General features: G+C 38.3%; 22 protein-coding genes. 21 read left to right on the forward strand and 1 reads right to left on the reverse strand.

Features of this window, described 5'->3' with window-relative positions; all coding sequences use genetic code 11:
- Nucleotides 1–17 precede the first annotated feature (17 nt).
- The 13 genes from aroF to ACMCNP_RS07760 all read left to right on the forward strand — a co-directional run bounded on the left by aroF (nucleotide 18) and on the right by ACMCNP_RS07760 (nucleotide 13,204).
- Nucleotides 18–1,037, forward strand: a complete 1,020-nt coding sequence (gene aroF, locus ACMCNP_RS07700; protein ID WP_419316046.1) for a 3-deoxy-7-phosphoheptulonate synthase — start codon at nucleotides 18–20, stop codon at nucleotides 1,035–1,037.
- Between the two features lie 25 nt (nucleotides 1,038–1,062).
- Complete coding sequence (locus ACMCNP_RS07705; protein ID WP_419316048.1) at nucleotides 1,063–1,959, forward strand: prephenate dehydrogenase; 897 nt, start codon at nucleotides 1,063–1,065, stop codon at nucleotides 1,957–1,959.
- Nucleotides 1,956–3,317: a 3-phosphoshikimate 1-carboxyvinyltransferase gene (gene aroA, locus ACMCNP_RS07710; protein ID WP_419316050.1), complete on the forward strand. Its 1,362-nt coding sequence runs from the start codon at nucleotides 1,956–1,958 to the stop codon at nucleotides 3,315–3,317. Before ACMCNP_RS07705 ends, aroA begins: the two co-directional genes overlap by 4 nt.
- 7 nt (nucleotides 3,318–3,324) lie before the next feature.
- On the forward strand, nucleotides 3,325–4,185 hold the full coding sequence (locus ACMCNP_RS07715; protein WP_419316052.1) for a 4-hydroxy-3-methylbut-2-enyl diphosphate reductase: 861 nt from the start codon (nucleotides 3,325–3,327) through the stop codon (nucleotides 4,183–4,185).
- Between the two features lie 90 nt (nucleotides 4,186–4,275).
- Entirely contained in the window at nucleotides 4,276–5,895 is a 1,620-nt protein-coding gene (locus ACMCNP_RS07720; RefSeq protein WP_419316054.1) for a 30S ribosomal protein S1, read from the forward strand.
- On the forward strand, nucleotides 5,892–6,818 hold the full coding sequence (gene sppA / locus ACMCNP_RS07725; protein ID WP_419316056.1) for a signal peptide peptidase SppA: 927 nt from the start codon (nucleotides 5,892–5,894) through the stop codon (nucleotides 6,816–6,818). Before ACMCNP_RS07720 ends, sppA begins: the two co-directional genes overlap by 4 nt.
- A gap of 4 nt (nucleotides 6,819–6,822) precedes the next feature.
- Nucleotides 6,823–7,308, forward strand: coding sequence for an HIT family protein (locus tag ACMCNP_RS07730; protein ID WP_419316058.1), 486 nt, complete (start codon nucleotides 6,823–6,825; stop codon nucleotides 7,306–7,308).
- Nucleotides 7,309–7,316: 8 nt separating this feature from the next.
- On the forward strand, nucleotides 7,317–7,565 hold the full coding sequence (locus tag ACMCNP_RS07735) for a lipopolysaccharide assembly protein LapA domain-containing protein (protein ID WP_419316060.1): 249 nt from the start codon (nucleotides 7,317–7,319) through the stop codon (nucleotides 7,563–7,565).
- Nucleotides 7,553–8,998: a CCA tRNA nucleotidyltransferase gene (locus tag ACMCNP_RS07740; protein ID WP_419316062.1), complete on the forward strand. Its 1,446-nt coding sequence runs from the start codon at nucleotides 7,553–7,555 to the stop codon at nucleotides 8,996–8,998. Before ACMCNP_RS07735 ends, ACMCNP_RS07740 begins: the two co-directional genes overlap by 13 nt.
- Nucleotides 8,999–9,013: 15 nt before the next feature.
- Nucleotides 9,014–10,372: a hypothetical protein gene (locus ACMCNP_RS07745; protein WP_419316064.1), complete on the forward strand. Its 1,359-nt coding sequence runs from the start codon at nucleotides 9,014–9,016 to the stop codon at nucleotides 10,370–10,372.
- Nucleotides 10,373–10,427: 55 nt separating this feature from the next.
- Entirely contained in the window at nucleotides 10,428–11,372 is a 945-nt protein-coding gene (gene miaA, locus ACMCNP_RS07750) for a tRNA (adenosine(37)-N6)-dimethylallyltransferase MiaA (RefSeq protein WP_419316066.1), read from the forward strand.
- Nucleotides 11,369–12,460, forward strand: a complete 1,092-nt coding sequence (gene hflX, locus ACMCNP_RS07755) for a GTPase HflX (RefSeq protein ID WP_419316068.1) — start codon at nucleotides 11,369–11,371, stop codon at nucleotides 12,458–12,460. Before miaA ends, hflX begins: the two co-directional genes overlap by 4 nt.
- A gap of 33 nt (nucleotides 12,461–12,493) precedes the next feature.
- Nucleotides 12,494–13,204: a hypothetical protein gene (locus ACMCNP_RS07760; protein WP_419316070.1), complete on the forward strand. Its 711-nt coding sequence runs from the start codon at nucleotides 12,494–12,496 to the stop codon at nucleotides 13,202–13,204.
- On the opposite strand, the gene ACMCNP_RS07765 is transcribed toward ACMCNP_RS07760, so the two are convergent.
- Complete coding sequence (locus ACMCNP_RS07765; protein WP_419316072.1) at nucleotides 13,197–13,685, reverse strand: hypothetical protein; 489 nt, start codon at nucleotides 13,683–13,685, stop codon at nucleotides 13,197–13,199. The genes ACMCNP_RS07760 and ACMCNP_RS07765 overlap by 8 nt on opposite strands.
- A gap of 101 nt (nucleotides 13,686–13,786) precedes the next feature.
- Between ACMCNP_RS07765 and ACMCNP_RS07770 the strand changes: the two genes are divergently transcribed.
- The 8 genes from ACMCNP_RS07770 to ACMCNP_RS07805 all read left to right on the forward strand — a co-directional run bounded on the left by ACMCNP_RS07770 (nucleotide 13,787) and on the right by ACMCNP_RS07805 (nucleotide 25,963).
- A complete protein-coding gene (locus ACMCNP_RS07770; RefSeq protein ID WP_419316074.1) occupies nucleotides 13,787–14,104 on the forward strand; it encodes an Hsp20/alpha crystallin family protein in 318 nt (105 codons plus the stop codon).
- A 71-nt stretch (nucleotides 14,105–14,175) separates the two neighbouring features.
- Nucleotides 14,176–16,506 carry an AAA family ATPase gene (locus ACMCNP_RS07775; RefSeq protein WP_419316076.1) on the forward strand — a complete coding sequence of 777 codons (2,331 nt, stop codon included), beginning with the start codon at nucleotides 14,176–14,178 and terminating at the stop codon, nucleotides 16,504–16,506.
- Nucleotides 16,499–16,969 carry a DUF1844 domain-containing protein gene (locus ACMCNP_RS07780; protein WP_419316078.1) on the forward strand — a complete coding sequence of 157 codons (471 nt, stop codon included), beginning with the start codon at nucleotides 16,499–16,501 and terminating at the stop codon, nucleotides 16,967–16,969. Before ACMCNP_RS07775 ends, ACMCNP_RS07780 begins: the two co-directional genes overlap by 8 nt.
- Nucleotides 16,970–17,005: 36 nt before the next feature.
- Nucleotides 17,006–19,615, forward strand: coding sequence for an ATP-dependent chaperone ClpB (clpB, locus tag ACMCNP_RS07785; RefSeq protein ID WP_419316080.1), 2,610 nt, complete (start codon nucleotides 17,006–17,008; stop codon nucleotides 19,613–19,615).
- Nucleotides 19,616–19,954: 339 nt separating this feature from the next.
- Nucleotides 19,955–21,439, forward strand: a complete 1,485-nt coding sequence (locus ACMCNP_RS07790; RefSeq protein ID WP_419316082.1) for a Do family serine endopeptidase — start codon at nucleotides 19,955–19,957, stop codon at nucleotides 21,437–21,439.
- A gap of 106 nt (nucleotides 21,440–21,545) precedes the next feature.
- Nucleotides 21,546–23,501: a selenocysteine-specific translation elongation factor gene (gene selB, locus ACMCNP_RS07795; RefSeq protein WP_419316084.1), complete on the forward strand. Its 1,956-nt coding sequence runs from the start codon at nucleotides 21,546–21,548 to the stop codon at nucleotides 23,499–23,501.
- Between the two features lie 89 nt (nucleotides 23,502–23,590).
- A complete protein-coding gene (locus ACMCNP_RS07800) occupies nucleotides 23,591–25,039 on the forward strand; it encodes a menaquinone biosynthesis decarboxylase (protein WP_419316085.1) in 1,449 nt (482 codons plus the stop codon).
- A gap of 30 nt (nucleotides 25,040–25,069) precedes the next feature.
- A complete protein-coding gene (locus tag ACMCNP_RS07805; RefSeq protein WP_419316087.1) occupies nucleotides 25,070–25,963 on the forward strand; it encodes a UbiA-like polyprenyltransferase in 894 nt (297 codons plus the stop codon).

Consider the following 25,963-nt stretch of genomic DNA (forward strand, 5'->3'; position numbering starts at 1 on the left):
TTTAATAGGGGGGATAGATGATCTTGATTTTAAAAAAGGGAGTAACGGAAGATCAGGTTGAATATGTTTTGAAAAAAATAGAGCAGGCAGGTCTTAAGCCTCACATTTCCGAGGGTGCCGATGTTACCATTGTAGGTTGCATAGGGCATGAAGATGCCGTTAAAACATTTTTTGGAGAAGCGCAAGCGCTTGCGGGGGTGGATAAGGCAATTAGAATATCCAAGCCGTATAAATTAGCGTCTAAAGAAATCGGTAAGGAAAAAAGCATTGTTAAGATCGGGAATGTCGAAATAGGCGGTGATAAAATAGCCATAATAGCGGGGCCTTGTGCGGTCGAAACACTTGAGAATATTACGGATATAGCCGAAAACGTCAAAGATGCCGGAGCGGTGATTCTAAGGGGCGGGGCATTTAAGCCGAGAACGAGTCCTTATACGTTTCAGGGGCTTGGCGAAGAGGGACTTAAGTTTTTAGGGGAGGCCAGAAAGAGAACTGGGCTTTTAGTTGTTACGGAGGTAATGGATCCGAGAGACTTAGACCTTGTATGCCGCTATGCCGATATAATACAAGTCGGTGCAAGGAACATGCAAAATTTTAGACTGCTTCAGGAGGTCGGAAGGGTTAAAAAACCGGTAATACTTAAAAGGGGTCTCTGCTCTACTATACAGGAATTCCTGATGTCTGCCGAATATATTATGTCAAACGGCAATGAAAGCGTAATACTCTGCGAAAGGGGTATAAGGACATATGAAACGTCGACCAGAAATACGCTTGATTTAAGCGCTATTCCGGTTTTAAAAAGGCTTTCACACCTACCGGTTATCGTTGATCCTTCGCACGCGGCGGGGATATGGTATTATATAGAATCGCTTTCGCTCGCGGCTATAGCGGCGGGAGCTGACGGACTTATGATAGAGGTCCATCCGATGCCGGAAAAAGCCTATTCCGACGGTGCTCAGTCGTTAAAATATGATACCTTCAGCGAACTGATAGGCAAGGCTAAGCTTGTTGCGAATGCCGTTAACAGAAATATTTAATCAAAATTTGGCGGATTAATTCAGCATGTTCAATGAGATTTCAATAATAGGATTAGGCTTTATGGGGGCGTCTATCGCGGGAGCTGTCAAAGCCAAAAATTCAAAAATAAGAATAACCGGATACGATATAGCGCAAAATAATATCCGTTACTGTAAATCCTGCGGGTTGATTGATGATGTACTGAATTTAGAATCGGATATCTGCGATTGCAGAGGCGATAATTTAATAATAATGTGTGCTCCGCCGTCGGCAATTGTTTCTTTGATAGATGCGTATAAGGCATTTTTTAGAGATGCGCAGGTAGTTACGGATATCGGAAGCATTAAGGATGCTATTACGACAAATGCAAGAATAAAAAACATTGAAAATTTTGTAGGTTCGCATCCTATGTGTGGTTCGGATAAGTCCGGTCCTGAAAATGCCGATTTTAAGCTGTTTAATGGAAAAAACTGCATAGTTATGAGGGAAGATTTTGATTTAACCGATAAAGACAGAGCGGACAAGATAGAAAAAACGGCGGAATTCTGGCGGATGATAGGAATGAACGTCATTTATTCTACTGCGGATTCTCACGATAATATAGCCGCCTATACGAGCCATTTACCTCACCTGATTTCTTTTTTATTATCCGGTGCCGTTTTGAATTTTATTCTGAGGGAAAAGGGAAGAGAAAAGGAGAAAGGAGTAGAAGTTTTAGATTTTATCGGAAACGGGTTTAAGGACTCTACCAGAATTGCTTCTTCATCCCCGGAATTGTGGACGGATATATTTCTTATGAATAGCGAAAATATACTTGCATCGTTAGAAGATTTTATGGTCTCCGCAAATATTTTAAAAGGCTTAATAGAAACAGGAGACAGAGAGGGTTTGAGCACCAGAATAAGAGAAATTGCAGAACGGCGGGAAGAGGTGGGTTTTTGATAGATTTAAAACTCGATAAAGCTTTAATAACCGGCATTGCCGGCGGAGTATCCTTAGACATAGAAGTTCCAGGCGATAAATCCATATCTCACAGGGCAATTATGTTGGGAGGTTTAGCAGACGGAAAATCCTCGGTTTCCAATTTATCCTTATCAATAGATAATCGGGCTACCATTGCCGCTTTTAGAAAACTCGGCATCAATATCAAGAAACAAAATTTAACCGGCAGTGGCAAAGATTTCATAATAACCGGCAAGGGGCTTTACGGCTTGAAAGAGCCTGAATCAATAATCAATACGGCTAATTCAGGGACGCTTACAAGACTTTTAATCGGAATTCTTGCCGGAAACGATTTCTTTTCCGTTTTGTCCGGTGATAAGTATCTTAATTCTCGTCCAATGAAGCGTGTAAGAGAGCCGTTAAGTCTTATGGGGGCCGAAATAGCGGGACGCAGGGGCGGAAATTATCCCCCGCTTGCCGTCCTTAAAGGCGGAAAATTGAAGTCAATTTATTATGAAGTCCCTGTTCCAAGCGCTCAGGTTAAATCCTGTATTATGCTTGCCGCCCTTTTTGCGGAGGGAAATACGGTGATATATGAGAAAAAGGCAACAAGGGACCATACCGAAAATTTATTAAAACTTCAGGGTTATCCTGTCAGAATAGAAACGCACCGCGCCGGAGGCAGTCTTATATCAATAAAAGGCAATAACGGAGGTGGATTGCACCCATTTGAAATCGTTATACCCGGGGATTTTAGCAGCGCCTCGTTTTTTATAGCGCTGGGCATTTTGTGCAAGGATTCAGAAATTACCGTTAAAAATATTCTGCTTAACGAAAAAAGAACGGGTATCTTAAAAATCTTAAAAATGATGGGTGCGAACTTAGATTTAACCGTTACAGGTGAGTTTCCGGAAAGGGTCGGAGATATAAGGGCCAAGTATTCACGGCTTCAAGGGGTGACGGTTCCGTCGGAGACGGTTTCCGATATGATAGACGAGTTTCCCGTCTTTTCGGTAATTGCCTCTTTTGCAGAAGGAAAAACCACAGTAACCGGTGCCGAAGAATTACGCGTTAAAGAAAGCGATAGAATTAAAGCAATTGTTTCCAATTTAGTCAGGATTGGGATAGAAATAAAGGAATCAGAAGACGGTTTCGAGATAATCGGTAATCCGGATTTGAATGAATCTAAAGCCGTTCCGATAATTTTAGATTCATTCGGAGACCACAGGATCGCGATGTCTATGGTGATTATGGGATTGCTGCTTAAAAATAGACAAACGGAGATTCATGATATAAGGTGTATAAATACTTCGTTTCCGGAGTTTTTTAATATTATTTCAAGGCTGCCGGTATATTAATCATATTATGGAAATAATAGTAGTGCCTTCCGCGGGGTTTTGTTTTGGGGTTAAAAGAGCGGTCAATATGGCATTAGATGCGGCGAAAAAAAGTAATCTGCAAGAAAAATTAAATACCTTAGGCCCTATTATTCATAATCCTCAGGTGGTTAAATCCTTGGAAGAAAAAGGCGTCTATCCCATAGAAAACATTGATAACGGTTGTCATAATGCCCTGTTGATACGTTCTCACGGCGTTAAAGCGGAGATTATGGAGAAAATAGCCTCCAATAAGAGGTTAAAAGTGATAGATGCCACTTGTCCATTCGTAAAAAAGGCCCAGAATTATATAAGCAAGGCTGCCCTAAACGGTTATTTCGTAATAATGGTCGGCGACGAAAATCACCCTGAAGTCCAGAGCGTAATTAGTTTTGCCGATAAAAACAAATTTCTGGTTATAAACAGTATCGACGACCTTAAAAGGGTTCCGATATCGGAAAAGCTGGCCCTGGTTTCCCAGACTACGCAGGATGTAAATTTTTATAAGCGCATAATAGAAGACGTACATAAAATTGCAAAGAGCGATGTAACCGTTTTCGACACCATTTGCGATGCAACCATGATAAAGCAGGAAGAATCTAAAATATTGGCTTCCAATGTAGATGTCATGATAGTAGTGGGCGGTTATAACAGCGCAAATACGAATAAACTGAAAAATATATGTATGGAGATTCAAAAAAAAACATATCATATAGAAACCGAAGATGAAGTTAATCCGGAATGGTTCGTAAATGTCAACAGGGTTGGTATTACCGCCGGCGCGTCCACTCCCGATTGGATAATAGAGCGAGTTTTAAAAAGAGTTCAGGATATGGATACTTCCGGTTAAGCAAAATATTTACGTAAACAAAAATATTTGCTTAATTTGTTTAAATATGTTAGATTAATCTTATCAAATTTAGGAGGTAGTAAGATATTTATGGCAAAACAAAGTTTTAAGGGAAATCAATCTACCGAAAGTAGCCCTACGGAGTTTGAACTTTTATTAGACTCTTACGAGAATATGAATAGCAAAGGGCTTGTCAGACAGGGCATAATTTTAAACATCGATGAAAGGTACATCTATGTAAATGTTGGTGATAAATCCGACGGAATAATTACCGTAGAAGAGATATCTTCTGGAGGCAATGTAGATATTACATCTATATCTATAGGCGATTCCATAGAAGTTTTCGTTGGAAATTATGACGATAGTATGGGTTACTTGATATGTTCTAGAGAGAAGGCGAAAAGCGTTTATGCTTTAGACGATATTGAGAAGGTATGCAAGGATAACGAATTGATAAACGGTACAGTGGTCGCAAAGACGAAAGGCGGCTTAATCGTTGATTTAAACGGCGTCACTGCATTTTTGCCCGGTTCACAAATAGACGTAAAGCTTACGAGGGATTTTGATGCTTTTCTCGGAAAAGCCTTAGATTTAAAAGTAATAAGTGTGGATAAAAGGGCATGTAACGTTATAGTGTCGAGGCGAAAGGTTATAGAGGATGAAATTAAGAAACTGAAAGAAAATGTGTTAACCGATATAAAAGAGGGCGACGTTCTGGAGGGCATAGTTAAAAACATTACTGACTATGGTGTTTTTGTGGACCTTGGCGGCATGGACGGGCTTATTTATATCACAGATATTTCATGGAAAAGAATATCTCATCCTTCGGAAGTATTAAGCCTTGGGCAGAAAATAAACGTTAAAGTTATCAAATACGATAAAGAGAGGCATAGGGTGTCGCTTGGCTATAAACAGCTGTTCGAAGACCCGTGGCACGATGTTTTGGACAGGCATGCACCCGGAGATATAGTGGAAGGCGTTATTATTAATATTACCGATTACGGTGCATTCGTCGAGCTTGATGATGATGTGGAGGGTCTTATACATTTATCTGAAATGAGCTGGGAGAAAAAACAGATAGATCCCAAGGTGTTTTTGACCAAAGGGCAGAGAGTAAAGATATCTATCTTGAGCATAGAACCGGAATCAAGAAAATTATCCCTAAGCTTAAAGAGACTTACGGAAAATCCGTGGAATGCGTTGAAGGATAAATATCCGAAAGGTACGATTGTTGAGGGAGTCATTAAAAATATTTACGAATTTGGAATTTCCGTAACGTTAGAGGAAAATTTAGAGGGATATGTAAAACAGAGCGACTTTGCATGGGCTAAAAGGACGAGGCATCCGCGTGAATTATTTAAGCCGGAAGAAGAAATTAAAACGATGGTTTTAAGCATTGACGAGGAAAAGCAAAGGATGTATTTGGGAATTAAGCAACTTACAGAGAGTCCTTGGCACAGTGTCAAAGATAAGTACTCTACCGGGACGGTCATATCGGGGACGGTATCCAATATAATGGAATTTGGAATATTTGTGCAGATTGAAGATGGCATAGAAGGGCTTGTTCATAATTCTAAAATTCCTGAAAATTTTATTAAGGGTGACGATATCTCTGTAGGCTCTCCAATAAATGCCGAAATAATTATGCTGGATGTGAACGAACAGAAGATAGGGCTATCCCTTCTTAATACAGATAAAAATAAATCATGAGCGTAAACAGGCATCCCTTTTTAAGCGGTTTACTATTTTTAATGGTATTTTTAGGGATATTTGGTGTTTTTATTTATTTTATATTGTTCAAATTTCAGGTGAAATCGGGCTATAACGTTGTTAGGGGTTCGTCTCCTTATGCTATAGGCGTTATAAACCTTACGGGTACGATTACGAGTTCGTCCAATTTTGTAAATCTTCTGAACTATTATAAACGGGACGATTACGTAAAAGCCGTGGTTATAAGGGTGAATTCTCCCGGAGGGGAGGTTGCTCCCTCTCAAGCTATGTATGAGCAACTGACAAAGTTTGAAAAGCATAAGAAAGTGGTAGTATCAATGGGTTCCGTTGCCGCATCCGGGGCTTATTATGTTTCTTCGGCGGCTGATGAAATATTCGCAGAGCCGGGAACCTTGACCGGTTCTATCGGAGTTATAATGGAAATGCCCAATGTTTACAAGTTGATGAAAAAGATAGGGGTTTCATATAACTATATAGTAAGCGGTCCATATAAGGACATAGGCACTCCCTTTAAGGAGATGACTCCGGAACAGAGAGAAAAACTTCAAGGCGTAGTTATGAACGTTTACGGGCAATTTGTATCCGCTGTGGCTAAGGGTAGAAATCTTAAGGTTTCTTATGTAAAGAAAATTGCAAACGGAATGGTATACTCAGGAGAGCAGGCAAAAAAATTACATCTCATAGATAAGTTAGGCGATTTTCAAGATGCCGTAAATTACGCAAGAAAAATAGCGGGAATAACAGGGAGACCGACTGTTATATATCAAATAAAAAGGCATTCTGATTTATTTCAATCAATCATAAAAAGGACGGTAAAATCTTTTATTGACAATATCGGCGGTAGATCTTTTTTTAAAAGTATCGGCCTTGTTTCATTTAACGATGCAGGATTAAATTTTTAAATTTATGAAAATTGTTTATGCCCCGTGGCGTATGGATTATCTAGCTAAAGACAAATCTAAGGACGAATGTGTTTTTTGCGACGATAGCGCATGCTATGAAGATAAATATGTTCTCTTCAAAGGAAGGTATTCATACGTTAAATTAAATACGTTTCCTTATAATTGCGGTCATTTATTAGTAATTCCTTCTACCCATACCAAAGAGCTTAACGGGCTTTCTAGTGAGACCGGATTAGAAATAATGCAGCTTCTTTCCGTAAGTTGTGATATCCTTAAGAAAGTTTATCATTGCGATGCTATTAATGTCGGTCTGAACATTGGTAAGGCTGCAGGGGCGGGAATAGAACGGCATTTACATTTTCATATAATACCGAGGTGGGAAGGGGACGTGAGTTTTTATACCGTTTGTTCTGAATTAAGGGTTGTTTCGGAGATATTAGACGATACATACAATAAACTAATAGGTGATTTTAAAAAAATAGAACTTTAAAATTAAAAATGATAAGATACATAGACCTCGTTCTTGTAATCATATTTATAGCCGTAGCCGTAATTTTCACCGCTCAGAATTCCAAACTTGTCAACGTAAAATTTTTGCAGTTCGAATCGATAAAGTTTCCTATTTCTATAATAGTATTTTTCGCGGTGATAATCGGTATCATCATTGGGCTTATATACCATTTTTATGTCGTTTATAAGATAAAAAAAGGATTAAAGAACGGCAAAGAAAAGATATGGCCGGTTTGATAGAATTTAACAAGAATTCAATTAAACAATCTATATCGGAAGTTTTCGACTATTACGGCTATGGAAGCTCGGCATTTGATTTTATCGGGAGTATCGGAGACGTTTCCGCAAGTATAGGCTGTAGAGTTTTTCTAATCGGCGGTTTCGTAAGGGATATAATTATACGCCTCGCTAAAACAAATCATAAAGCTGCTTCTTTGTTTAAATCTGCATATAATAAACCTTTTGATAGCCACTTCCTCGATTTGGATATTGTCGTGGAAGGCTCGGCGGAAAAACTTGCCCGCAGGATAAAAGAAAATTCTAATTTTAAAATAAGCTATTTGAATGTTCATAAGAAATTCGGGACGGTTCTTATAGAATTTCTGATTAACGACATGCCGCTTAAGGCGGATTTTGCTTCGTTAAGGACCGAAGTTTATAAAAAACCGGGAGCCCTGCCTATAGTAAATACGGAAAAAGCGATGCTTGAGAATGATATTCGCAGAAGGGATTTTACGATAAATACTATTGCGCTTTCTATCAACGACGATGATTTCCTTGATATTAAGGATTATGCCTTTGGATTGTCGGATATATTGAACAAAAAGGTAAAAGTATTGCATGAGCGTAGTTTTATAGACGATTCCACCAGAATGTTCAGGATTGTAAGGTTCGAAAAAAGACTCGGCTTTAAGATAGAATGCAGGACATTAAAGTATATGAAGTCAGCCCTGGATGAGAATGTCATGGACGGTATCTCCGGAAAAAGAATAACCGCCGAACTGTATCTCTTATTAAAGGAAAACAAACCCTGGATTTATTTTGAAAGGCTTGAAAATCTCGGTATTTTAAGAGGTGTTTACGATAAATTAGAATTTAGCGAAGAAAGCAAGGTGGTTTTTAAAAGAATTTATTTATATTTTAAGAAAAATCAGGCAGACAAAACAGATAAAAACGTCATTGCAGATATAAATATATTTTATCTTGCCGAAATTCTCAGTTGTCTAAAAAACGGAGATTTCGATTCCGCAATCAAAAGATTAAATTTGGGAAACAGAATAAAAAACAGAATAAAAAAGATATATTTGGAATCGGAAGAATTAAGCAAATCTGCGAGGGGCGGTCTTTTTAAATTAAAATTAAAAAACAGTGAAATATATACGGCGTTTAAAGGGTTCGACGCGAGCAGCATTTTATTTTATCTGTTTAAAAACAGCGGTAAAGATGGAATTGACTTGAATTTAAAAAAAATGATAGTAAAATATTTAGATGAGTTGATGCTTATAAAGCCTGCTGTTAACGGAAATGACGTTAAATCCGTTGGAATTTGCGAGGGCAGGCTATGCGGAAAAATATTAAACGAGGTCATGCTGTTAAAAATAGACGGCAAACTTAAATCTAAGGACGATGAATTAAGGTATATCATGAAAAAATATTCTAACGGGAAATGAAAACGGGGGCTTAATATGATTGAATTTAATTTTAAGTATATTTTGAATTCGGCAATTTTTGAGAACGGAATAGAAGAAGCGGAAATACGCTCCTTAGAACATGAACTTGTTACCGTAAGGAGAAATCTTAACGACCTTAGGAGGGACGAAGAGATAGGTTTTTATGATGAAATATCAAACATGGCAATGGTTAACGACGTTAAGGAGATTGCCGAAAAATTGTTCTCTAAAGATATTAATACTTTGTATGTTTTCGGAATGGGGGGTTCGTCCCTCGGCGCTATATTTTTGAAGGAGGCGATGAAAGGAGCGGCTTGCGAAAAAAGGATGGGGAAAAAGATCAACGTTATTTTTTCGGAGAATATAGACCCCTGTTATATCAAGAAAAATTTTGACCGGATCGATATGAAAAAAACCGTATTTTGCTTTGTTTCTAAATCCGCTTCCACTATCGAGGTAGTGTCCCAGTTTTTTATAATAAAAGAAATACTTGAAAAAATGTCCGGAAATTACAAGGATAATTTATTGTTTATAACCGATAAGAATAGTGGATTTCTGAGGCAATATGCCGATGAAAACGGGATAGCCGCATTGGATATTGCAAAAAATGTGGGAGGCAGGTATTCCATAGTAACCGCCGGAACCCTTTTTCCTGCGTATGCAATGGGGTTGGATATAGATAAGTTTTTACACGGAGCGGTGTCTTACAGGGACGATATGCTCAATAAGGCTGTTTTTGAAAACAATCCCGTTTATACTTTGGCATCGGTTATATATCTTTTTTACAAAAAAAAGCATAGAAATATTTTTATACCCTTCGTTTACAGCGATTATTTAAAAGAGTTTTCAAGGTGGTTCCGGCAGCTTTTTGCGGAAAGCTTGGGAAAGGAACTTACTTCGCCTACGCCCGTACCGGCCGTCGGAGCAACAGACCAGCATTCTCAGCTTCAACTTTATATGCAGGGACCGCAGGATAAGCTTATCGGATTTTTCTGCTTAAAGGATTACGGCGAAGATTTTACGCTTAATCCCGACGGATTTGAAGAATTTAACTATTTAAACGGCAAAAAGTTATCCGAAGTTCTCATTAACGAATTAAAAGGCGTCGAGCTTGCCCTGGCTATAGACAAAAGACCATCATTCAGGATTACCTTGGATAAAATAGATGAATTCAGCCTCGGAGAGCTGTCCTTTATGTGTATGGAGGCGGTAGCGGTTCTTGGCATGCTTCTTAAAATAAATCCTTTTGATCAGCCGGGTGTAGAGAAGGGTAAAAAATTTGCATACCTGCTGATGGGTAAAAACGACGAAACCTTATCAAGAGAGTCTGAGGAATTAAAAAGATTGGATGAAATACCAGATTTGACTTATTAACTTACTAACGGTAGATTAAATTGGATTTGTGCTTTTTAGGGAACGATAAATAGGGATGTCCAATCTTCAGAAGATAATAATTATAGGCGGTACGACGTGTTCGGGCAAAACCGAAATTTCGCTTGAATTATCCAATCTTTTTCCGGTTGAAATCGTAAATTTTGATTCGATGTGTTTTTACAGACATTTCAACATCGGAACGGCGAAACCGGAAGCGGCGGCAAGAGCGGCAGTGAGGCATCATCTTATCGACATTAAAAATCCGGACGAAGAGTATAACGCCCAAATGTTTTCAGACGATGCGAGGCTTACGATAAATGATATAATAACGCGAGGTAAAATACCGCTTTTTATCGGCGGAACCGGACTTTACATGAGGTCCCTGATTTACGGTCTTTCCCTTATACCTATATCGGAGACAGATAAAGCGGTTTATAGGGAAAAAGCGGCAGAATTAATAAGAACATTAGGGGTAAATATCGCTTATGAAGGATTAAAAAAGATAGATCCCGCATATGCGAATAGAATATCAAAGAATGATATTCAAAGAATTACCAGGGCATACGAGGTTTTTGAGGCTACGGGAAGGCCTTTTTCCCACTATTTGACCAAGAAACCGTTTGATAAGCCTTTGTATGATTTTATGTATTTCAGTTTAATTCCTCCCAGGGATTATTTAAAACAACGCATAGAAGAAAGGACGGAGACCATTTTAAAAAAAGGACTGACGGATGAGATAAAAACTATTTTAAATATGAATTATAAGGCGGATTCAAAGCCCTTCGGCGGTATAGGCTACAAGGAAGGCTTACTGTATTTAAGCGGCAGCATTAAAACAAGAGACGAGTTGTATTTGAGAATAATTTCCTCCACGCTGCAATATGCAAAGAGGCAGGCCACTTTTTTTAGAAAGGTTAAAGACATTGTAGAAATTAATCGCGTTGGTTTAAGCGAGAGAGTTATTTTTACGGCAAATTTAATAAAGGATTTCTTAAAATGATACAGAAGGCCGTTCTCATCGGTATAAATTTGAATATTTCAGGCAGGGAAAGGAGTATGGATTCGCTGGAAGAGCTTGCGATGCTTTCCGAAACTGCGGGTGCCGTGAATGCAGTTTCCGTTTTAAAAAATATTAAAAGGATAGATCCGGCATACTATCTCTCTATGGGCATGCTTGAAGATATTAAGGGGTTGGTTCTTTCGGTCAATGCCGATATCGTTATAATAGATGCATCGTTAAGCCCTGCGCAGGAAAATAATCTATCGGAGTATTTTGATTTAAACGTAGTGGATAGGACGAGGCTTATCCTTGACATATTTGCTGCTCATGCAAAGACGGCGGAGGGTAAGTGTCAGGTCGAGCTTGCAATGATGAATTACATCCTTCCGAGGCTTAAGGGCGCATACATGATGCTTTCCAGTACGGGAGCCGGAATAGGCACGAGGGGTCCCGGGGAAACTAAATTGGAAACCGACAGGAGGAAGGTTAGGCAAAAAATAACACATATAAAAAATAAACTGAAGTTAGCGGAAAAAACGAGATTACTGCACAGGGCGAAGAGAGACAGACAGGGATTACCTACCGCCGCTATCGTAGGATACACTAATTCCGGGAAAACCACGCTTATGCGAAATCTAACCGGAAAAGGCGAAAAAGGAGAAGATAAACTTTTTGCTACGCTTGGCACTAAGGCGGCTTCTATTTACGACAATAACAGAGGAAAAAAGGTTATAGTATCCGATACGGTTGGATTTATCCAGAATTTACCGCTTTTTCTCATAGAATCCTTTAAGGCTACGCTTGAAGAGACTGCCTATTCAGATATGTTGCTGCATGTTATAGACCCTACCCAAAAAGACGTGCTGTATAAATCGGAAGAGGTTATAAAAACATTAGACGAAATAGGGGTCGGAGATAAAGAGATGATCGTGGTTTTGAATAAAATAGACTTGTTATCTGCCGAACGGGCTGATTTTTTAAAGACAAAATTAGAAAGATTGATGGGTAAACCCGTGGTTTTGGTATCGGCTAAGACTGGAGAGAATAAAAATTTATTGAAAGAAAAGATTTTTGAATTATTATTATAATATAATTAATGCCAATTAAAGAGTAGAGTAAAAATGAGAAACAAGGGATTAGGCAAGCTTTTATCTGTGGTGATTTTATCTATTTTATTATCGGGTGCGTCTTTCTTTTTCTTAAAGAATGCGTCCGGTATGAACATAACTACTAAAACCTATATAATTATTTCAAAAAAAAATGCTGCCGGACTACAATCTTTAGCGATAAGACAAGTGATCAGACTATCCTTAAAAAAAGCCGTTTTGAAATTAATTGGCAAAAAAATCCTTTCTAATAAAAATAACGAAAATATACTCAATACGCAACTGTTTCCTTTTATGTTGAGGTATATATACTCTTTCAAGATCATTGATACTGAAGAATATTTTAATCTTTATTATATTAAAATGAATGTTTATGTAAGAAAAAAGAATTTAATAAATGAACTGAAAAGTTTTGGTTTTAAAATAATTAAGCCGACAAATAAAAACAATATCAGAAAGGCATCTTACAATATATATTACGTGAAGTTTATCGGAAATTTCAAGTATGCTAATTCTAATAAGTTACAGGAATTGATGATAAAATATTCAAGACACTTGAAAAACCTTTATGTGTCGTCTTTTTCGGATAGTTTTGTAGAGATAAAGATTTTATACTACGGAAATATGATAAAATTTTTTAAAAGAGTAAAATATTTTATCAAATCATATTTAAACGCGAAAGTATATTCGGCCAAAAATAATGTAATAGTCGTGGACGTTAAATAGCAAAATGGAATATGTTTTCTATGGACGTTATTGCCACGGTATTGAGATAAAAATTTAATACGGCATAAAGAAAAATACTGGTAAAAAGAGGGATGTAAAGGTAGAGGAAGATATTTTTGTCACTTTCGTATATCAAACCGAGCACAAAGGATATAGGTGGTGCTCCGATAAACATTTGTCCCACAAAAAGTCCTATTACGGAGCCATATTTTAATATATAATTATGCGCTTTCTTTGTTTTATTTGGGCTTATTAATTTATGAATCCATTTCAACGATTTTAACCTTAAACCTACATAGAAAAACACGAGGCATAATAATGTTTCCGAGACGGTTATCAATGCGATGCTTGCGTAAGGGTTCATTTTATTGTAAACGGCGTATGCGGTGGAAATGTATTTGCCCCCTATAAAAGGGGTAACGTTGATTGCAATCATTATAAGGTATTTGTAAAAGATAGGTTTTAATGCGAATTTAAACATATTGCATTTGTTTTTAAAGATTAATTTGGTATAATTATAACTACAAATCATAAATTTTTAAAGTATAAAATAAAATGTATTATTTTGCTCCGATGTCGGATATGTTTGAAACAGCAGATTCTGTCGTCGTACAGATAGAATTGGCAGGCGTAAAAAAAGAGGATATAAACGTCGAAGTGTACGGCAGCCGTTTGGAAATCAGCGGAATGAAGCGCCGCAAGAGATTTGCGGAAGAGGATAGTTTTCAAAGAATGGAAAGGCCGTTCGGTTTTTTTAAAAGGGTATTTGATTTACCTTATCGTTTTGACGGCAATTCGATTAGCGCCTCTTTTGACGAAGGACTGCTTGAGATAATTATTCCAAAAAAAAACAAAACCGGCGGTTTTAATTTTACCGATATAAAAATAGAAGACGTATAATTATAACGTAGTTACGATACATAGATAGTTATACTTCTATTAAATAACTTAATAAAAAGGTAAGATTTATTATGCTTAACTTGGATCGTTATGAAGATAAATTATCCGAAAGCGGATATAGGGTGTTTACTATATCCATAGAGGAATCGAAACGAAGAAAGCATTATTATTTAGGGCTTGAGCATATATTTTATGCTTTAACCGTAGTAGATGAAAATTTTTTGGGTGAAATATTTAAGGAATTAAAAATAGATAAAAAAAATGTAGCAAAGCTATTGAACGATTTTATGATGTCGTCCGAACAATATATAGGCGAAGGGATGAAAATAACCCTTCAGACAAGAAATCTATTTAAAAACGCTTATGATTACGCACAGAGTTCGGGTAGAAATCTTATAGAGTCGACGGATTTTTTGATGGTTATGTTTCAGGAATCTAATTCCGTGCCGACAAAGGTCTTTAAAAGTTTAGGCGTAGACTCGGTCATAATTGCCGATAAAATTTTTCAGAAAATGAGAGAAAAAAGATATCGGAGCGACGAAAACAGAAGAAAATATGATTTACCTTACACGTTGAGGCAGCATGCTATGAATTTAAGCAAGCTGGCTATTATGGATAAGCTGTCTTTAGTTTTTGGAAGAGAAGAGGAAATTACGAGAGTCATGGAGATACTGTGCCACATAGGCAGGCCTAATTCCGCTATTATAGTAGGTGAGCCGGGTGTTGGAAAGACGGCCGTTGTGGAGGGGCTTGTAAGAAAAATAGAGCTTGAGCCCTACAACGTTCCACCAAGGTTGCGGAATAAAATTATAGTTAATCTTCAAATGAACTCCTTGGTTGCGGGTACGGTTTTTAGAGGTATGTTTGAAGATAGGATGGAAAAAATAATAAACGAGCTAAAATCAAGAAAAAATATAATCCTGTTTGTGGATGAGGTTCATTCCATTATAGGTGCTGGTTCCGCTACCGCTGTGCCAAGTGATGCCGCCAATATATTAAAATCTTCTCTGTCAAGGGGTGAAGTGCAAATTATCGGAGCAACTACGCTGTCCGAATATAAGGAGTTCATTGCCGAAGACGAGGCTCTGGCTCGTCGATTTAGGGTCGTAAATGTTAAGGAACCGTCCATAGCGGATACAAAAAGGATACTTTACGGGTTAAAGAGGCGATTCGAAGATACTTACGGTGTAGAGATAGAAGACCCTGCGATAGAAGAGTCTCTGCTGTTATCCTCCCGCTATTCCAAATCATTGAGGTTACCGGATAAAGCTATCGGTTGGATAGATTCGGGTTGCGTTAAGGCTGAAATCTATAACGAGGACAAGGTTGTCAGGAGGGAAAATATTTATCAGGTTATATCTCAAGAAACAGGCATACCTATAGATTTGATAAAAAGGGATATTTTAGAAAGGTTTCAGGATATGGAGGATTTTTTTTCTAACCGCATAGTAGGGCAGGAAGAGGCGGTAAATTCTCTTGCCAAGCATTTAAGGCTGAACAAGGGTCCTCTCAAGGAAAACTTTAACAGACCTGATGCGGTTCTGCTTTTCTTAGGTCCCACCGGTGTAGGCAAAACTGAAACCGCAAAAGTAATGGCAGAATATTTGTTCGGTTCCCGTCGGCATATTATAAGAATAGATATGTCGGAATATAAGGACGGTTCTATTTCCGTCGATAAATTGATAGGTATGCCGAGAGGGATAGTCGGTTCTTCAAGGGGTGGGCTGCTTACTAATCAGATAAAAGACAATCCTTATTCGGTCATACTTTTAGACGAAATAGAAAAAGCGAGTGATCAGGTATTTAATCTTTTTCTTCAGGTTTTTGACGAGGGTTTTCTTACGGACGGCAGGGGAAAAAGGGTTTATTTTTCTGATTCGGTCATTATTATGACTTCCAATCTCGGTTCTCATGAATTTTCTAAATTTACAAAACCGTTAGGTTTTATTGAATCTGATGATATGGCTAAGTCGTTAAAAGGAGCCATAAACAAAGAAGTAGAAAACTTCTTTTCCCCGGAATTTATCAATAGGCTGGATGATGTAGTAATATTTTCGCCGCTTGCCAAAAAAGAGGTTAGGCAAATCGCATTAATGCATATAGAGACTATAAAAAAGACTATGGCGGGATACGGGAAAGAGTTGGCGGTTACGAACGGAGCGTTAGACAAACTTGTGGAGACCGGTTATAGCACGAAATTCGGGGCGAGATTTTTAAAGCGCAATATAGATGATGCCGTAAAGGTTCCGTTAACGCTTAAATGGAAAGACGGCGACAGTTTTGTAGCGGATTTGATTGACGGCAACGTCGTCGTTTTTAAAAAGAAAAAGGCAATAAAGGGCAACGCAAGAAAGAATAAAAATAAAGAAAAAAAATACAAGGAGGAGCCAGATTATGTCTAAAGACTCGGAACGCGATATTAAGAATAAAGAAAAGGAAGAAAAGAATGATAAGCAGCAGTTTAAGGTGGTGGATAAAAGGAGGTTTTCCGAAGACGAAAACGTCGGAGAGAGTGACGTAAAACCGGAGGGAGAATCGGCACCAAAACAGGATTCTAAACCGGTAGATGTAGCAGATAAAGAAACAGGCAAGGAATCGGAAAATAGTTCCGAAGCCCCCACGTTTGGAGCTGATTTTGCAACTTTTATCTATTCGTTGAATACTCAGGCGCTGCTTTTTCTCGGAAAGGTTCCGAACCCTTCGACGGGAAAGTATGAAAAAGATGTAAAAATGGCAAAGTATCTTATAGATACGATAGAGATGCTTTCCAAAAAGACAAAGGGAAATCTTGATGAAAACGAAACAAAGCTTGTTGAGAATGTATTGTATGACATCAGAATGGCATATATTTCCGAGAAAAAATAGATAAAATTTTATATCGGTAAATTAGAGGAATAGGGTATGAACTTAAATAATTTCACCATAAAATCACAAGACGTAATAGAATTAACCGCCAATAAGGCTCGTGAAGCCAAAAATTCAGAGATTAGCGATTTACATCTTCTATATGCACTGTTAAGTTACGACGAAAACAGCATAGCCGTTTCAATATTAAAAAGAATAGGCGCGGACATAAAGCAGTTTTCCGATGAGGTAGAAGATGCCATGTCTAAACTTGCAACAGTGGAGGGGGGGCTTGAGCCGTTTTTTTCTCCACCTTTGAAGCGCATACTCGATGCGGCGGAAAAAAATAAAAACACTATGAAGGATGACTTTGTTTCCGTAGAGCATTTTATTCTTGCAATGTTTGACGTTAAAGATACGCAGTCTTATAAAATTTTGACAAAATTCTCTTTAACTAAAGACGCAGTCTTAAAGGCTTTGATGGAGATACGGGGAAATACTAAGGTCTCCGACCAGAATCCCGAGGATAAATATCAAGCGTTGGAAAAATATACCGTTAATTTAACTCAGCTTGCAAAGTTAGGGAAGATAGACCCCGTTATTGGCAGAGATAGCGAGATAAGGCGGCTTATGGAGGTTTTATCAAGGAGAACGAAAAATAACCCGGTTTTAATAGGAGATCCCGGTGTTGGTAAAACGGCGATAGTGGAGGGATTAGCAAAGAGAATAGCGGACGGCGATATTCCGGAAATTTTAAAGGGTAAGGATGTTCTTTCCTTAGACTTGGGTTCCCTTGTTGCCGGAGCAAAATACAGGGGAGAATTCGAGGACAGGCTTAAGGCTGTAGTAAAAGAAATAAAAGCGTCGGAAGGCAGGGTTATAATATTTATAGATGAGCTTCACAATCTTGTAGGTGCCGGCAAATCTGAGGGGTCAATGGATGCATCTAATCTCTTAAAGCCTGCTTTAGCGAGGGGGGAGTTAAGGGCTATGGGGGCCACGACGTTGGACGAATATAGAAAATATATAGAAAAAGACGCTGCGCTTGAAAGAAGATTTCAACCGGTATTTATAGACGAACCTTCCGTTGAAGATACGATTTCGATATTAAGGGGATTAAAGGAAAGATATGAAGCTTATCACGGAATAAGAATAAAAGACTCTGCGTTAATTGCAGCAGCCACCCTTTCCCGCAGGTATATAATGGACAGATTTTTGCCGGACAAGGCGATAGATTTAATGGATGAAGCCTCGGCGAAATTAAGGATAGAAATCGATTCTATGCCGACGTTTCTTGATGAAATTCAGAGAAATATAATAAAAATCAAAATAGAGCAGGAAGCATTAAAAAAAGAAGGCGATGCAGAATCTAAGAGAAGGTTGAATAAGTTAGACGAAGAGCTTGCGAATTTAGAAGAAGATTTTAATCAAAAAAAGGCTAAATGGCAAAATGAGAAAAATCTTATACAAAAGATAGGGAAGATCAAAAAGGATATAGATTCTTTAAAGATAGAAGAGCAAAGGTATGAGCGAGAGGGAAAATACGATAAAGTTGCGGAAATTAGATACGGCAAGCTAAGCGAATTAGAGAAAGAATTAGAAGATTTGAATAAAGAGGTTTTAGAAATGCGGAAGAAAGGGGGTTTTTTAAAGGAGGAAGTGGATGCCGACAATATAGCGAAGGTTGTAGCAAAATGGACAGGAATTCCAGTTACAAAGCTTATAGAAGGGGAAAAGAAGAAGCTTTTGCTTATTGAGAAGCATTTACATAATCGCGTAATATCTCAGGATGAGGCGATAAGCAGCGTAGCCAATACCATAAGGCGTTCCAGGGCGGGTCTTTCCGATCCGAACAAGCCTATGGGTTCTTTTATGTTTTTGGGGCCTACGGGGGTAGGGAAGACCGAGCTCGCAAAGGCGCTTGCCGAATTTTTATTCGATGATGAAAATAGTATAGTGAGGATAGATATGTCCGAGTATATGGAGAGGCATACCGTGTCCAGACTAATAGGCGCCCCTCCCGGTTACGTCGGTTATGAGGAGGGGGGACAGCTTACCGAAGCAGTGAGAAGGCGCCCTTACGGTGTCGTTTTGTTCGATGAAGTAGAAAAGGCTCATCAGGATGTATTCAATACGTTACTTCAATTGTTAGACGATGGCAGGTTAACGGATGGGCAGGGCAGAACGGTGGACTTTAAAAATACGATTGTCATTATGACATCCAATATCGGTTCGGACGTAATACAGGGATATAGCGGAGAGCGTTACGAGGAAATGAAAAATAATGTTACCGGACTTTTAAAAAACTATTTCAGACCGGAATTTCTTAATAGACTCGACGACATAATAATATTTCATACCCTTACCGAGGATGATATTTTTAAAATAGTAGGGATTCAACTAAACAAGCTTAAAAATATATTGAAAGAAAAGGGAATTGATGCGGAGTATACGAATTCATTAGTTAAATTTATAGCTATGGAGGGTTATGACCCCATTTACGGAGCCAGGCCTTTAAAGAGGGCTATAAAGACTTTTTTACAGGACAAAATAGCTATGGATTTGCTTTCGGGTGGTATTACGACGGGAGATTATATCGTTTTGGATTATAAAGAAGAAACAGACAGTGTCATCATTGAAAAAACGGTTAAGGCAAAGCCTGTTTAAACAGCATATTCTCCGCATCAGCCGGAGTTTATTGCGTATTGTTCTCATGTACGACAGACATGTTTTAATAAACGTGCAGATGAAAACCTTCATTTTCTGACCGAGATCAAAGGCGGGGATTTGAGCAGTTCCTGTCAATGTTTTAAAAGAGTTATATTTGTCATATTGACAAGCGATAGTTGTCATATTGACAAAATAACAAAGATAAAAACGGCGGATGAAATCCTATGTACCTTTAGATATTAGAATTAAACCGTTATACATAAAAAATAAATTTTGGCATTATTGTTGCATGATAATATAATAATTAAATACTTTTAATTAAGGAGTTTTTAAATTATGAGTTTAAAATCTGATTCGAAAATCATAGGCGCAAGCGTAGCAGTGCTCATTGGTATAATCGCCGGTGTTATAGTTACGGCAAATTTGCATTTATTAAAAAAATCTATGGCCGATGGAAGTGCTCCCATAGTATATGCTACCAATAATTCCAAAGTGCCTGCACAGAACGGTCCGAGCAATTTTGTCGCTTTGATAAAAAAGGATAAGCCGTTTGTCGTAAATATAAGAACGACGCAGCAGGTAAAAAGCAATCCGTTTCAAATGTATCGAAATCCATTTGGAAATCAGGAGAACCCTTTCGGTAATTTTTTTAAAAACTTCTTTAACAATGTTCCCCGCAGTACATATACCGAAGAAAGTTTAGGTTCCGGTGTAATTATTAGTAAAAACGGTTATATAATTACTAACGATCATGTTATAAAAGGAGCAAGTAAAATATATGTTAAGCTTTATAACGGAAGTACCCTCAAGGCAAGGGTAATAGGCAAAGACCCGCAAGTCGATCTTGCCCTTCTAAAAGTAGACGACGGCAACAATCTTCCATCGGCGGTTCTCGGCAATTCAAGGGAAACACAGATAGGGGAATGGGTTTTGGCTATAGGTAATCCGTTCGGATTAGGATGGACCGTTACGAACGGTATCGTAAGTGCAAAGGGCAGAGCCATAGGCGGACCATACGAAGACTTTTTGCAGACTAATGCCGCCATCAACCCGGGCAACAGCGGAGGTCCGCTTATAAACATGAAAGGGCAGGTGATAGGGATAAATACCGCTATCATAAAGGGTGCTCAGGGTATAGGGTTTTCTGTGCCGGTAAATGTAGTGAAAGAGGTTCTTCCGGAGCTTGAGACTGGTAAGATCACGAGAGGATGGCTCGGGATAGAAATTCAGAAAATATCTCCGGCGCTCAAGAAGGTGTTTAAACTTAAAACGTCACGCGGAGCATTAGTTTCCTCTGTCCTTCAGGGTAGTCCGGCGGCAAAAGCAGGACTAAAAAGCGGGGACGTAATAATAAGGCTTGACGGTAAAAAAGTCAAGGAAATGTCTCAGCTTCCCTGGTTGGTCGGAAATATAAAACCGGGAACGAAGGTTCCGATGGAGGTTATAAGGCACGGAAAGAGGATAACCCTTATGATTACTATAGGGAGCTGGAAAAGCCCGAGAAATACTTTCAACAATAAAACCCAAAAGGTTTCGGCTAAGAAGTTAGGCATAATTGTTGTACCGTTGACATCTCAAAATATGCAGGAATACGGCATTCAAAATGTCCATAGGGGAGTTATAGTATCAAAGGTTATACCCGGGGGTATCGGACAGAAGATAGGCATAATGCCCGGAGATGTTATTCAGTCTATAAATCATAAGGTTATCAGTAATATAAAACAATACGTAAGCGATATAAATAGAGCGAAAAAGTCCAAGCAATTTTTATTCTACATAAGAAGAGGAAATATGAAACTTTATCTTGCGTATTCAAAATAGTAAGTTTAATCGTACACTTTCCATCACTCCTCCTAAAGGTGGCCCGGTTCTTTAAAAAGAGCCGGGTTATTTATTTTTATCTGCAGTATGATGTTATAATAAACATATGGACAGCTTTATACTAGGTACGGCGGGACATATAGACCATGGAAAATCTGCGCTCATAAGGGCACTGACGGGTATAGAGCCGGATAGGCTTAAGGAAGAAAAAAAGCGTGGTATCAGCATCGTGCTCGGCTATGCCGACATATCTTTTCCCTCGGGAATATCCATAGGAATCGTTGATGTCCCCGGGCATTTAAAATTCATCAAGACCATGGTTTCCGGCTCTACGGGAATGAATGGCGTTTTATTTGTGATTGCCGCCGACGACGGTATAATGGCACAAACCCGCGAGCATCTCCTTATCCTGAAATTGCTGGGAATAGACATGATCATACCCGTCCTAACAAAAATAGATATCGTGAGTGATGAAACTATTTTAATAAGGGAAAGAGAGATAAAGTATTTTTTAAAATCTTACGGTTATATCAACTCATCCCAGAATATTATAAGGGTTTCGGCTAAATCAGGAAAAGGCATATCGGAACTAAAAAGCGAAATAGAAAAAGCGATAAAGGGTGATAATGCCAAAAGGACCGCCTTAAAATCTATGCCGTCAAAGATTTTTTTATCAATAGATAGAATTATTACCTTAAAGGGCTTCGGAACCGTTTTAGCCGGTACGTTAAAGTATGGAAATTTTTCCGTTGGCGATGAAATGCAGATTATGCCCGCCGGTTTTACCGCAAGGGTAAAGGATATGGAATCGCACAATAAAAAAATTCCCTTTGCGCGTAGAGCCATGAGGATATCCATAAACGTTCCTTCCATAAAAAAAGAGAACGTAAGATATGGTGACGTAATATGCGTTAAAGATAGTCTTATTGAGACCGATTCGGTTTTTACCCGATTTTTTTATGATACTGCGAATAAAAAGGATTTTAAAAACCGCACATTGTTAACCTTTATGACCGGAGGAATTAGCGTTGGTGCAAAAGGATTTATTCTAAGCGGAAAAAAGAGACCGGCACCGGGAGATTATGCGTATGTATTATTTAAATTGCAGAATAAAATATCCACGATGTCCGGGGAGAGGTTTATTACAAGGGATGCCGGGGCAGCCGTTACGGTCGGGGGAGGGGTTATAATAGACCCGTTTGCCGATTATCGTTACGACGAATCCAAGGAATCTATTTACGAGGGAATGCTTTCGGACGATTATGAAAAATCAGTTTACAGTTTCATCGCGGCGGGTGGCAATGGCGATTTGAAAGAAATTTATAAAAGATTAAACCTTAATTTCGCGGATTTTACATCGACGATAGAAAAATTAAAAAAAGATGAATTGATAGTAGCCGACGGAAAAAATAAGTTTGCTTTTCCAAGAGAAGATTTTGACGCCGGCAAATCCTTTCTGATTGAAACGGTAAGCGGCAGTATTAAATCGGAAACCGAAAAGAAAAAAAATGCTTTTAAAAACGGGATAGGCAGGCAAGAGTTATGCGGCATTTTTGAACGAAATTTTAATAAACCGGAAAGCCTGTTCGATATCCTTATGGACGATTTACTGTATAGAAAAGAGCTTGTAAACGATGATGGAACGATAATATCGAAGGGGTTTGAAAATAAAACCGGCATAGAAAATCTACCGGACGAATATATCTCCATAATTAAACGTGTAGAAAGTCTATTGAAGACTAACAACAACAGTGTTCCCGATTTGGCCGAATTAGAGAAAAAAGCCGGAGCCGGCAGGAAAGCGTTGAATTATGTTCTAAGCTTAATGATAAAGGAGGGGAGAGTCATTAAGGTCAAGCGGGATATTTTTTACTTAAAAGAGCAAGTGGAAGATATAAAAAAAGGACTCTATGATTTTTTCAAATCTAACGAAAAACTTGAGCCCAAAGATATGAAAGAAATTGCCGGTGTCTCCAGAAAGTATGCTATCCCTTTATTGGAATATTTTGATCATATCGAATATACCGTTAAGAGGGATAATTATAGGACAAAAAGGCAATAAGGGGATATTTTTAAATATCTTTTTCTTTTAAATTCTGATATAATATTGCGAAAGTTAGGAAATTATAAACAAAATAATATTATTCACCAATGGCCTATAAAGACCTGCATAATTTTATCCATGTATTGGAAAAAGACGGTGATTTGTGTAGGATTGCCGCTCCGGTAGATAGAATTTTAGAAATAGCCGAGATTGCCGACAGAGTTGTCAAAAGAGAGGGCCCGGCGCTGTTGTTTGAAAACGTCAAGGGTTTTAAATTTCCTGTTTTGATAAATATGTTCGGTTCGAATAAGCGGATACTGAGTGCTTTTGAGGTTAACAATCTTGACGACGTTGCCGATAAATTATCGGAAATAATTGAACCGGAAATACCCACGAGTTTTTTAGGAAAAATAAAATCCCTTTCTAAGCTTAAAAAACTTGCCGATTGTATACCGAAAATAGTTAAAACAGGCAAATGCAAGGATGTTATCTTAGATAGACCCCCCCTATTAGACATTTTACCGGTTTTAAAAACGTGGCCGGAAGACGGCGGACCGTTTATCACGCTTCCGCTTGTTTTTACGAAAGACCCCGAAAACGGCTCCACTAATGTAGGAATGTACAGGATGCAGGTTTACGACGATACCTCATGCGGTATGCATTGGCATATACATAAAGACGGCGCGAGGCATTTTAAAAAATATAAAGAAATAGGTAAAAGGATTCCCGTTTCAGTTGTTATAGGCTCCGACCCGGCGGTAATTTATTCCGCTACGGCGCCTCTTCCTCCGGATATAGAAGAGATGATATTTGCGGGTTTCTTAAGGGGCGAGGCGGTAAAGCTTGTAAAATGTGAAACGAACGACTTGATGGTTCCGGCAAACGCGGAGTTTGTGCTGGAAGGCTATATAGACCCAAACGAAGATTTTAGGCTTGAAGGACCGTTCGGAGACCATACGGGGTATTATTCGCTCGAAGATTTTTATCCGGTATTCCACGTAACGCTTATAACGCATAGAAAAGATGCGATATATCCGGCCACTATTGTAGGCAGGCCGCCGATGGAAGACTGCTACATAGGCAAGGCGACGGAAAGGTTTTTTTTGCCGGCTATAAAAAAAATATTTCCGGAAATTATAGATATAAATCTTCCTTTCGAAGGGATATTTCATGACTTAGTCTTTATAAGTATCAAGAAAAGTTATCCCGGTCATGCAAAAAAGGTTATGCATGGAATATGGGGTCTCGGTCTCATGATGTTTATGAAAATAATCGTCATATTAGACGAAGATGTTAACGTTCAGGATAAAAACGAGGTTATATGGAGAATATCGAATAATATAGATCCGAAAAGAGACATTACGTTTGTAGAAGGCCCCATAGATGTACTTGAACACGCATCGGATATTCCCAATTACGGTTCTAAAATGGGGATAGACGCAACAAAAAAATGGGCATCGGAAGGATACAAAAGAAGATGGCCGAACGACATAGTAATGTCTCCGGATATAAAAAAACTCGTCGACGAAAGATGGAAAGAATACGGTTTCAATTAAATTTATAAGTTTAACAGATACGCATTTAAAATGCTTAAAAAGATAAAAAATACCTTAGAGTTGGTCAAATTTTCCCATACCGTATTTGTCCTGCCCTTTGCCCTGAGCGCTTTTTTACTTGCCTTTTACGATAAATACCCGGCATCTTTCGGAACCCCGTTTTTTTATTATAAAATAATATGGATTATTATAGCTATGGCCGCAGGAAGAAGTGGCGCTATGGCCTTTAATAGGGTAATAGACAGAAAAATAGACGCAAAAAATGAGAGAACTAAGGGGAGAACGCTTCCTAAGGGCGAGCTGACGACTCTTTATGGTGTTACTTTCGGGGTTATTTCTTATCTTGTGCTTATACTTGCTGCATATGAGTTAAATTTTACCTGTTTTGTTCTTACCCCTTTCGTGATTGCTTTTGTTACGTTTTATTCATATACCAAAAGGTTTACTTTTTTTTCACATCTCGTTCTGGGAATAAGCATGGCTATGGGTCCCATAGGGGCGTGGCTTGCGGTTACCGGAAGTTTAGACTATAAGATATTGGTTCTGGGCATTGCCGTTGTTTTTTGGGGGGCGGGATTTGACATTCTTTATTCCATAATGGATTATGATTTTGATATTGCAAGGGGGCTTTTTTCCGTTCCGGCAAGGTTTGGGGTAAAGAACGCCGTTATTATTTCAAGAATATTGCATTTGATGGCATTATTGTGCCTCGTAAGCCTATATTTCATGTTTAATTTTAATTTTTTGTATATTATCGGAATAATTTTAGTCGTAGGTCTTTTTGCTTATGAACATTATCTCGTTTATAAGAGCTTAAATAATATAAATACGGCGTTTTTTGCGATGAACGGATATATATCCATAACTTTTTTCGTCTTTATTTTTATAAACGTTGTATTCACTAATTTTCATTTCAGGTTATAA

It is taken from the genome of Candidatus Acidulodesulfobacterium sp. H_13 (genome assembly GCF_048541835.1).
In the GTDB taxonomy this organism is placed as follows: domain Bacteria; phylum SZUA-79; class SZUA-79; order Acidulodesulfobacterales; family Acidulodesulfobacteraceae; genus QIJE01.